The organism is Catenibacterium faecis, assembly GCF_014306455.1.
Lineage (GTDB): Bacteria > Bacillota_I > Bacilli_A > Erysipelotrichales > Coprobacillaceae > Catenibacterium > Catenibacterium mitsuoka_A.
In genome coordinates this window covers 1-9,079 of record NZ_JACRWG010000075.1, presented here as the reverse complement: position 1 = coordinate 9,079, position 9,079 = coordinate 1, and the positions used below count along the sequence as shown (strand labels likewise).

The window sequence follows — 9,079 nt, the reverse complement described above, 5'->3', positions numbered from 1 at the left end:
TTCTGACATGTTTAACACCTCTATTTTCATGTTTCAGACTAGTATTCTTTCGAATGTTTTTCAATTCTTTTTTTAGATATTTTCTCTATTTGACTGGCACTAAATTTATACTAGCCCCACCGTGGCTGTTGTTGCAGTTTGGGAACAGCGATACCGAAGAAATCGGGACTGACCGTGTGGAAGCTCTGGTATCTGCCAGCCCGTCAGACGAAGAGGGGGAAACAAGGGAAAATGTCGTCAAAACAGAGATTGAGGATAACGACAATGACAACCTTACCATTCCGCAGGTCGTCAACCGTCTTGGCATGGTGTTCTTCCTGCTCATTTTCAATCTCGGTATCACAATCTTTATCTTTCTGCTTACCGGCATGATGTTATTTTCCCAGATACTTTTTATCATATATGCCATGTTTTTGCCTGTCAGCTTTTTACTGTCCATGATACCGACCTATGAGAACATGGCGAAACAGGCAGTTGTCCGTGTATTCAACGCCATTATGACAAGAGCTGGAATCACGCTGATTGTGACCGTGGCATTTTCGATTTCCAGTATGTTCTACAACATTTCCACAGATTATCCGTTCTTCATGGTGGCGTTTTTGCAGATAATCTGTTTTGCCGGAATCTACATGAAGCTCGGAGAACTAATGAGTATGTTCAGCCTTAATGCCAATGACAGCCAGCAGATAGGTCGCCGGATTTTCCGTAGACCGATGGTGTTCATGCGACACAGGGCAAGACGTATGGAACGCCGAATTGCAAGAGCTGTCGGTGCTGGAAGTGTTGCAGGTGCGGTGGCAGGTGCAAGTATTGCCAGAGCCGGAAAGCCAGCAACGAACCAACCGCCAAAGAAACGGGAAAATACCTCTGCCAGCATGGGAAGCCGTGTTGGTTCTGCTGTGGGTGCTGTGATGGATACGAAAAATAAAGTCCGTGACAGTGCTTCTTCTCTGAAAGAAAATGTGAAAGACCTGCCGACACAGGCTAGTTATGCCGTCCATTCTGCCAAACAGAAAGCAAAGGATAATGTATCGGACTTTAAGCGTGGCGTTGTGGAAGAACGGGAAAACCGACAGGAACAGCGTACACAGAAACGCAACCTGCACAGGGAAAATATCTCACAGAAAAAGCAGGAATTACAGAAAGCACAGGAAGCAAGGCAGACAGTTCATGCGAATGGATCAGCGACAGCCGGAGCTACCAGAAGCCATGAACGCCCTGTTGCCACACCTGTTCCAAAAACAGCACAGACCGATACGGTCATAAAGCCGGATATGAAGCGTCCTGCTACTTCTCCTGTGATAAAAAATGTAGAAGTCAAGGCTGGAAAAGAAACTGTCCGAACCAATATCAGACAGGAACAACAGGTCAAAGGTGTTACCAGAACGAACCAGCCAAATGTAGTGGAATCCAGAAGTAATCAAAAGAAAACAACCATACAGAAACAGGTCAACCAAAAACAAAATCGTAAGACTGTTACGAAGCAACCAGAGAAAGGACGGAAGAAATGAGATTAAAGCGTATCCTTATCATAGGTACGATATTTCCAGTCCTTTTCTCCATCGTCCTCTTTTTCGGGATATTGATTTCCGGCGAAGATGACGACAGTTCAAACAGCTATTCGCCTGTCTATTCTGGCATGAACCTGTCAGCTGATGTCCTCAAACATCAGCCGATGGTAGAAAAATACGCCAGAGAAAACGGTATCTCGGAGTATGTGAACGTCCTGCTTGCCATCATACAGGTGGAAAGTGGCGGTACGGCTACTGATGTCATGCAGTCCAGTGAAAGTCTGGGACTACCGCCAAACTCATTAAGTACAGAAGAATCCATAAAGCAGGGGTGTAAATATTTTGCGTCCCTGCTTTCTTCCTGTAAAGCCAAAGGCATGAATGACATTAACGTGGTCATTCAGTCTTATAACTATGGTGGTGGCTATGCAGACTATGTGGCGAAGAACGGAAAAAAGCACAGCTTCAATCTTGCGGAGAATTTCGCAAAGAATAAATCTGGCGGTACAAAAGTGACCTATACGAACCCGATAGCGGTCAGTAAAAATGGTGGCTGGCGTTATAACTACGGGAACATGTTCTATGTGGAGCTGGTCAACCAATATCTGAACATAAAACAGTTCAGTAATGAAACGGTACAGGCGGTTATGAATGAAGCGTTGAAATATCAAGGCTGGAAGTATGTCTACGGTGGCAGTAACCCGAACACCTCTTTTGACTGTTCTGGTCTTACCCAGTGGTGCTACGGAAAAGCCGGAATCAGTCTGCCACGAACCGCACAGGCACAGTATGACGCAACCCAGCATATCCCATTGTCACAGGCACAGGCTGGCGATTTGGTCTTTTTTCATTCCACCTACAATACCAGTGACTATGTTACCCATGTAGGAATCTATGTAGGGAACAATCAGATGTATCATGCCGGAAATCCAATCGGCTATACCGATTTGACCTCTGCCTACTGGCAACAGCACATCATTTGTGCCGGAAGAATCAAACAATAGAAAGGACTTGAAATATGTTTAAGAAAAAAGAAAAAACAGAGAAAGCACCTAAGAATAAGAAGGTGCGTACCATGAAAGTCGGTACACATAAGAAATCTGTTCTGCTTTTGTGGGCGGTGCTTCTGGCAAGCACCAGCTTTGGTGTGTATAAGAACTTTACCGCCATTGACACCCACACGGTACATGAAAAAGAAATCATTCAGTTAAGATTGAACGATACCAACGGTATTGAGAATTTCGTCAAGAACTTTGCGAAAGCCTACTACTCATGGGATACCAGCAAGGAAGCCATTGAAGCAAGGACAACAGAAATCAGTAAATACCTTACCAAAGAATTACAGGACTTGAACGCTGATACCATCAGAACGGACATACCAACCAGTGCGACCGTTACAAATGTGCTGGTCTGGAATATAGAACAGTCTGGAACGGACGATTTTACCGTTGCCTACGAAGTAGATCAGCAGGTAAAAGAGGGAGAACAGACACAGGCAGTCACAGAAAACTACACCGTGACCGTTCATGTGGATAAGGACGGTGCAATGGTCATTACCCAGAATCCAACCCTTGCTCCGGCGGTACAGAAATCAAAGTATGAACCGAAAGTACAGGAAGCAGATGTCAGTGTCAGTTCCGATACCGTCAAGGACGCTACCGCTTTCTTGGAAACATTCTTTAAGCTGTATCCGACAGCTACGGAAAAAGAACTTGCCTATTATGTAAAAGATGGTGTGCTTGCTCCTGTATCCGGCGATTATGTATTTTCGGAGCTGGTAAATCCTGTTTTTACCAAAGATGGCGATAATCTTAAGGTCAGTGTGTCTGTGAAGTATCTGGATAACAAGTCGAAAATGACACAAATCTCACAGTATGAGCTGGTGCTTCATAAGGACGATAACTGGAAGATTGTAGAATAAGTTTGTAAAAAATGCTAAAAAAAGGCTTGCGTCATACTCTATATAGTATGCTCCGCAAGCCTTTTTTCCATATATTCTATTTTGTTGTAGCTTTAAAAAGTCGTTCTGTACCGCTAATTTCAGCTAAGACAATATCCGTCATACGTTGTAGATTGGCAACATGATATGGATTAACTTGTTTTTCCCATTCTTCTGTATGTTGTTTTTGAATACCAGCAAGATATTCTTGTAAAACGGTCATACGCTGTTCTAACAGCGTCTTTTGTTCTTTTTCTGGTAAACAATCAAGGAAAAATGCTGTGATAGAAAAAATATTCGTATCATAATCGAACTTCAAAAAAGAAGTTCGCAAAGTCTCCAAAAATACTGCTTTTCCTTGTTCCGTGATTGAATAAACAGTTTTATCGGGCATATTACCGTCCTTCTGTATTTCACCAACGAGATATTGCTTTTTCTCTAGAGTTTTAATTGTGGCATATACAGTAGACGTTCCAATATTGAACCAATACTTGATATTCATGTAGTCTAAAGTTTTAACAATTTCATAGGCATTAAGTGGTTGATGAGTAATAAGCCCTAAAAGCATAGTAGCTGATTTTGATAACATATATTTCACACTCCTTGACAAATACAATGATTTAATGTACTCTATATATAGAGTAGTATTATATTATATTACTCTAGCTTAATTATAACACGAATATCTGGAAAATGAAAGAGAAAGGAGATGTGCTTATGCCACAATTAAATAAAGGCGGAAAATTCGTATTTGGACTATCTTTGATACATGATGATTTAACCGTTCAATTTCCAACGCAAGCACTTGAAGAATATCAAGTGCTAAATGATGATAAAATCATTATCTTTACAGGAAGTAAGGTTACGGGTGGGTTTTGCGTAACGACATATCCTCTATTATCTAAGTCAAAATTAAGTCATATTTTACATGAGTGTCCACAGTTAGAAAAACAGTCTATTCCACGAGGAACATTGGTTACATATAAAGGACGGAAATATGCGTGGCTTCCTCTAAAGGAAAATGGTAGTATTCAGTTTACATCACAGCTATTAAAACAGTTAAATCTTGATATAGGAAATGAATTGTTGTGTATTAGAAGTAGCGATATTGCATTTACAATGGGGGCGAAAGGTCCACTTCTTGAAAAAGCTCATAACTATAATGGAAATATTGAACGATATTAGCGGGAAGGGATTTACTTATGACAGATTATAAAAGTTATACAGTATCGAAAAATAAATCCAGTTATTTAGTGATGGCTAGAAAATAAGATTACATGGGGGTATTACATGATAGGACTAAAAAAAGGAGATATGAAAAAAATCTTAAAGGCTGGTGCAAAGGCAAGCGGTGTCTCTGTATCGGAATTAAGGGAAAATATATAGGTTACTATTGATGAAGCCATGAACAGTACAGACCCAGAGGTACAGGCGAATTTCAAAAAGCTGTTTGGAAATAAGCGTCCCACGCCAGAGGAATATATCTATAAAATTACAAAGGAAATAAAACTTTAATTGAATAAAGTGGAATGTGGGTATTTTACATACTGTTAAGGGTATTTGAACTTAAAGTGGTTGCGACTGTTTTGGAGAAATATTAAACTTCTATTAAAGTACATGGAGGAAAGCATATTGAAACTGCAACTATTGGAAAAAAAAGATTTGGCTGAACCGGAAATAGATATACGATATTCAAGTATGACCCAACCTTTAAATCGGATTGTTCAATATATCCGTCAACAAGAATATCTTATACAAGGAATTTTTGAAAAAAAGCTGTATCAGATACCATTAAATGAAGTCTTGTATTTTGAAACTGTTGATAAAAAAACATTTATGTACACTCAACAAAAAATATTTGAATGTAAAAAGACACTTTCTGCTATTGAACAAGATTTAATAAGGTCAAATGTTGTAAGGATAAGCAAAACAGCCTTATTGAATATTTCTTGTCTGGTCTGTGTTAAACCTTACCCTAACCACAGATTATTGGCAGAACTTAACAATGAAGAAAATCTAATTGTTTCAAGAAAATATATTCCTATTCTAAGAGATAAGATAAGGAGTGGCTATTATGAATAAATTTTTAAGGACATATCTTCCTGCATTTTCTATGGCATTTACATTTATTATTTTGTATGCAACGATAAGCAATATTATAGCAGGATATTCTAAAGACAGATTTTGTTTCTTTATTTTGCAGGTGTTTGTTTATCTTATGGTGTCAGTGATTGTCGATTGGCTTCTATCATTTATAGATTTTAGCAAATATATATATCACTTTATTGCTGAAATGATTATATTATATCCAATAACCATTGGTGTGGCATTTATAGGTAAATGGTTTGCGTTTAGTGCAATTAACATTACATGGTATTCATGTGTCTATATTTTAATTATGATAGCTATTCATTGCTATTTTTATCATATTTCCAAAAGACAAGCTGATGAAATAAACAAATTTTTAAAATTAAGGAATAAGAGGTAATAGTAATGGGCGATATGACAAAATTTAATAGTGCTATTGAATATTATATATTTAATGTGTTGCTAATGTGTTTACTTATTTCCGAAATATTTATTTTCTTTTATACACGTTCAAAGCAAAATAGAACTGAAAAAATTGACACTAGAGATTTAGGAACGAAATGGTTGTTATATTTAAATTTTGTATTTTGTTTGATAATTAGTTTTCTATGTATCAGTCAAAAAGCTCCATTTTGCATAAGAGAATTGACGTTGCCTGCTTACTTTGCAAAAATTGGTATGTTAATTATAGCAGTCGGGATTTGTATTCGTATAAAAGCTGTTTTAACTTTAAAAAAGGCATTTACATTAAATGTTCAGATTAGTAAAGAACAACAGCTAATAACAAATGGTATGTATAAATTTGTACGCCACCCTGCCTACACTGGAAGTATTCTGTCATTATTGGGCGTGAGTATTGCGTTAAAGAATATCCCTGCTATATTGATAGTTGCTATTTGTAGCTTTGTTTGCTATCAAATAAGAATAAATGTTGAAGAAGCAGTTTTACAAAAATATTTTAAAGAATATAACTTATATAAAGAAAAAACATATAAACTTTTTCCGTATATATATTAAAATTGCTGATGTCTTGGAGATAACTTTAGTAATGGTATTGACTAGTTATTTTTTATGAAAAAATAAAATTTGTAGAATAAATTTGTAAGATTAAGCGAATATGAGAGGAGCTTTTATGAGTAATCAATCATGGGTGTTTTGCCCTATTTGTAACAATAAGACACGAACCAAAATACGGAACGATACAGAATTGATAAATTTTCCGTTATTCTGTCCGAAGTGCAAACAAGAAACTATAATCAATATGAAACGTGGAAATATAATTATCAGAGAGCCAGACGCTAAGACGCAGAGCCGATAATTTGTAAGTTATTGTAACTTATAGATTGTCGGCTCATTTTTTAATTCCATGATTCTGTGTTTAGTTATGATATAGCATGAATTAAGAAATATACAAATCGAAAATCAACAAATTTTTCAAACAGTCTCATTGCATAGGAATGACAAACAGATTATTCTTAAAGCAGGAGGTGGCAGAAATGGCAAACGAAGATAAAAAAGATTTTAATGCTATGTTGCACGATAACAAGGATATGCCAAAATTTCAAATCATTACAGACCAGAAAAGCATTGAAAAATATGGTGGAAGTAAAATGTATTTTGCTCCGCCAATTGACTATGACAGAGTAATGAAAAAAGTCCCTTATGGTAAAGTGATTACTGTTGGGACAATACGAGAATACTTTGCGGAGTTGAGTGGTGCAGATTTTACAGAACCGATTACAGCAGGAATTTTTGTTTCTATTGTGGCATGGGCTAGTTATCAGCGTTCCGAAGATGAAACGCCTTATTGGAGAACATTAAAAGCGAACGGAGAACTGAATGCTAAATATCCAAATGGCATTGAGGCACAAAAAGAAAAATTAGAATCAGAGGGACACACTATTATTCAAAAAGGGCGAAAAAATATACGGTACTATGTAAAGGACTATGAAACTTTTCTCTTTGATTTGAAATAGGTAAGTTTTTCCTTTCATGTTCATAGGTGTTAAAGTACCTGTATAGAAAAACAGAGAAAATAAGAAGCAAATTACTTCTTATTCTCTCTGCTGTTCAAGATACCGTCAATCGTACCTTGAATAATTTTTAATTCGTTATCACTCAATAAATCAAGTGACGAATCTATCTGACGGCGGGTTGTGCTTTTTTCAATATTTTTTGCTGGATAGAAATACTCGTCAACAGATATATTGAACATGGTAACTAAATCATGGAACAACTGAAAGCTAGGGTGTTTCCCGATATTTTCAATATCTGCGATATGACGTTCTCCGTAAAAGACTTTATCGCCTAAATCATTTCTGGAAAGCCCTGCTTTCTCTCTGGCTTCTCTGATTGCCAGTCCTAAAGGACGAAAATCAAAGCTGTGTGTATCTTTCTTTTTTCTCATTTTTAATCACCTAGCATGAGTTTATACTTCATGTCATGTGATTAGAATGTGTTAAAAACTCATATTATATGCATTGTAAATTCAAACAAAAATATTACCTCGTTCGGTAAATAAAAAAAACCGTTCTGTGGGTAATCTGTTTTATAATGTCCAAAAATATTAGGACGGTTTTGGTATAACCAGAGCTGTCCTTTTTCTATTTTCACAGGCTTGCTCGGGTCAAGGAGCAATTTGTGATTCTAAGTAAAACAGGCAATCTATACCGACAACCGAATTTATTCCGTCTTTTTCTTAGTACATCATCAGTCCTTGAACATGAATTAAAAACTCATATATCAGATGTTTTAAAAACAGTCTATTTGTTATTGGTGCAAATAGGCTGTTTTCATATTTACAAAAATTTTTTTCAATCCTGCAACAAATCACACCTTGCCGTACAGATATGGTGCGGAAAGAGGGATACATACTTTTTACTTCATAGCGAAAGGGGGTGTGATTTTGAAACCATCAGACTTCCAAAAGACAATACAGTGTCAATTTGACTGTAAGCTCAAAAAGGTTGTGAAAGGCATTGTCCGTAATTACCGCAAGGAATTAGCCAGACGACAGGCAAAAGAAGTATCCTTTTGTGAGCTTCCAGAGATTGTTGTTGAGAAATTGATTGTATGGGACGATTACGAAAGTGAATATACAACATTCGATGTGTGCGGTACAGAAATCCGTGTACTTGACGAAGAACTTGCAGAAGCACTGAAACAGTTGCCGGAGCAGAGCCGGAACATTGTATTGATGTTTTTCTTCTTGGATATGAGCGATTCGGAGATAGGCGAAAAGCTGAACATCAACCGAAGTACATCATACAGGCACAGAAGAAATTCACTTGAAGAAATCAGAAAGCAGTTAAAGGAGAAGAAAACAAATGAAGAATAAGCAACACACACTTCCATCATTTTTTCTCATATCATCAGCCGTGGACGGTAACGAAAACGCCATAGAAAAGCTGTTGCTGTTCTATTGCTAAGGATAAAATAAAAATGTAGGTAAAAGACAACATAAGAATGTTGGAAAACCTACATAATTATTTTGTCCTTTTTCATTTTATTGATATTATCTTGCCGGAGGTAATATCGATGA

Annotated in this window: 12 protein-coding genes; 10 read left to right on the top strand and 2 right to left on the bottom strand. The window is 37.0% G+C overall.

Annotated elements, in window-relative coordinates; genetic code table 11:
- The 3 genes from H8909_RS11920 to H8909_RS11910 all read left to right on the top strand — a co-directional run.
- Window positions 1-1,511 (top strand): CD3337/EF1877 family mobilome membrane protein (locus H8909_RS11920; RefSeq protein WP_238928288.1); only part of this gene is annotated, 1,511 nt, incomplete at its 5' end.
- Window positions 1,508-2,515: a bifunctional lytic transglycosylase/C40 family peptidase gene (locus H8909_RS11915; protein WP_106987471.1), complete on the top strand. Its 1,008-nt coding sequence runs from the start codon at window positions 1,508-1,510 to the stop codon at window positions 2,513-2,515. The genes H8909_RS11920 and H8909_RS11915, both read left to right, overlap by 4 nt.
- A 14-nt stretch (window positions 2,516-2,529) precedes the next feature.
- On the top strand, window positions 2,530-3,432 hold the full coding sequence (locus H8909_RS11910) for a conjugal transfer protein (protein WP_106987472.1): 903 nt from the start codon (window positions 2,530-2,532) through the stop codon (window positions 3,430-3,432).
- A 76-nt stretch (window positions 3,433-3,508) separates the two neighbouring features.
- Here the strand turns inward: H8909_RS11910 and H8909_RS11905 are convergent, their stop codons facing one another.
- Window positions 3,509-4,039, bottom strand: coding sequence for a PadR family transcriptional regulator (locus H8909_RS11905; protein ID WP_055158612.1), 531 nt, complete (start codon window positions 4,037-4,039; stop codon window positions 3,509-3,511).
- Between the two features lie 128 nt (window positions 4,040-4,167).
- Between H8909_RS11905 and H8909_RS11900 the strand changes: the two genes are divergently transcribed.
- The 6 genes from H8909_RS11900 (at window position 4,168) to H8909_RS11870 (ending at window position 7,514) form a co-directional block, all read left to right on the top strand.
- Complete coding sequence (locus H8909_RS11900) at window positions 4,168-4,635, top strand: hypothetical protein (RefSeq protein ID WP_055158613.1); 468 nt, start codon at window positions 4,168-4,170, stop codon at window positions 4,633-4,635.
- Window positions 4,636-5,082: 447 nt separating this feature from the next.
- On the top strand, window positions 5,083-5,532 hold the full coding sequence (locus H8909_RS11890; RefSeq protein WP_158293293.1) for a LytTR family DNA-binding domain-containing protein: 450 nt from the start codon (window positions 5,083-5,085) through the stop codon (window positions 5,530-5,532).
- A complete protein-coding gene (locus H8909_RS11885) occupies window positions 5,525-5,938 on the top strand; it encodes a hypothetical protein (protein WP_138276440.1) in 414 nt (137 codons plus the stop codon). Before H8909_RS11890 ends, H8909_RS11885 begins: the two co-directional genes overlap by 8 nt.
- 5 nt (window positions 5,939-5,943) lie before the next feature.
- Window positions 5,944-6,555 carry a methyltransferase family protein gene (locus tag H8909_RS11880; protein WP_055158668.1) on the top strand — a complete coding sequence of 204 codons (612 nt, stop codon included), beginning with the start codon at window positions 5,944-5,946 and terminating at the stop codon, window positions 6,553-6,555.
- Window positions 6,556-6,655: 100 nt separating this feature from the next.
- The gene (locus tag H8909_RS11875; protein WP_439647251.1) at window positions 6,656-6,856 is read left to right on the top strand and encodes a cysteine-rich KTR domain-containing protein; all 201 of its coding nucleotides are present in this window, start codon (window positions 6,656-6,658) and stop codon (window positions 6,854-6,856) included.
- Between the two features lie 178 nt (window positions 6,857-7,034).
- The gene (locus tag H8909_RS11870; RefSeq protein WP_055158669.1) at window positions 7,035-7,514 is read left to right on the top strand and encodes an MGMT family protein; all 480 of its coding nucleotides are present in this window, start codon (window positions 7,035-7,037) and stop codon (window positions 7,512-7,514) included.
- 71 nt (window positions 7,515-7,585) lie between these two features.
- Here the strand turns inward: H8909_RS11870 and H8909_RS11865 are convergent, their stop codons facing one another.
- A complete protein-coding gene (locus H8909_RS11865; protein WP_055158670.1) occupies window positions 7,586-7,945 on the bottom strand; it encodes a helix-turn-helix transcriptional regulator in 360 nt (119 codons plus the stop codon).
- 498 nt (window positions 7,946-8,443) lie between these two features.
- Here H8909_RS11865 and H8909_RS11860 point away from each other — a divergent pair, with 498 nt between their 5' ends.
- Window positions 8,444-8,875, top strand: coding sequence for an RNA polymerase sigma factor (locus H8909_RS11860; protein ID WP_044925118.1), 432 nt, complete (start codon window positions 8,444-8,446; stop codon window positions 8,873-8,875).
- Window positions 8,876-9,079 lie beyond the last annotated feature (204 nt).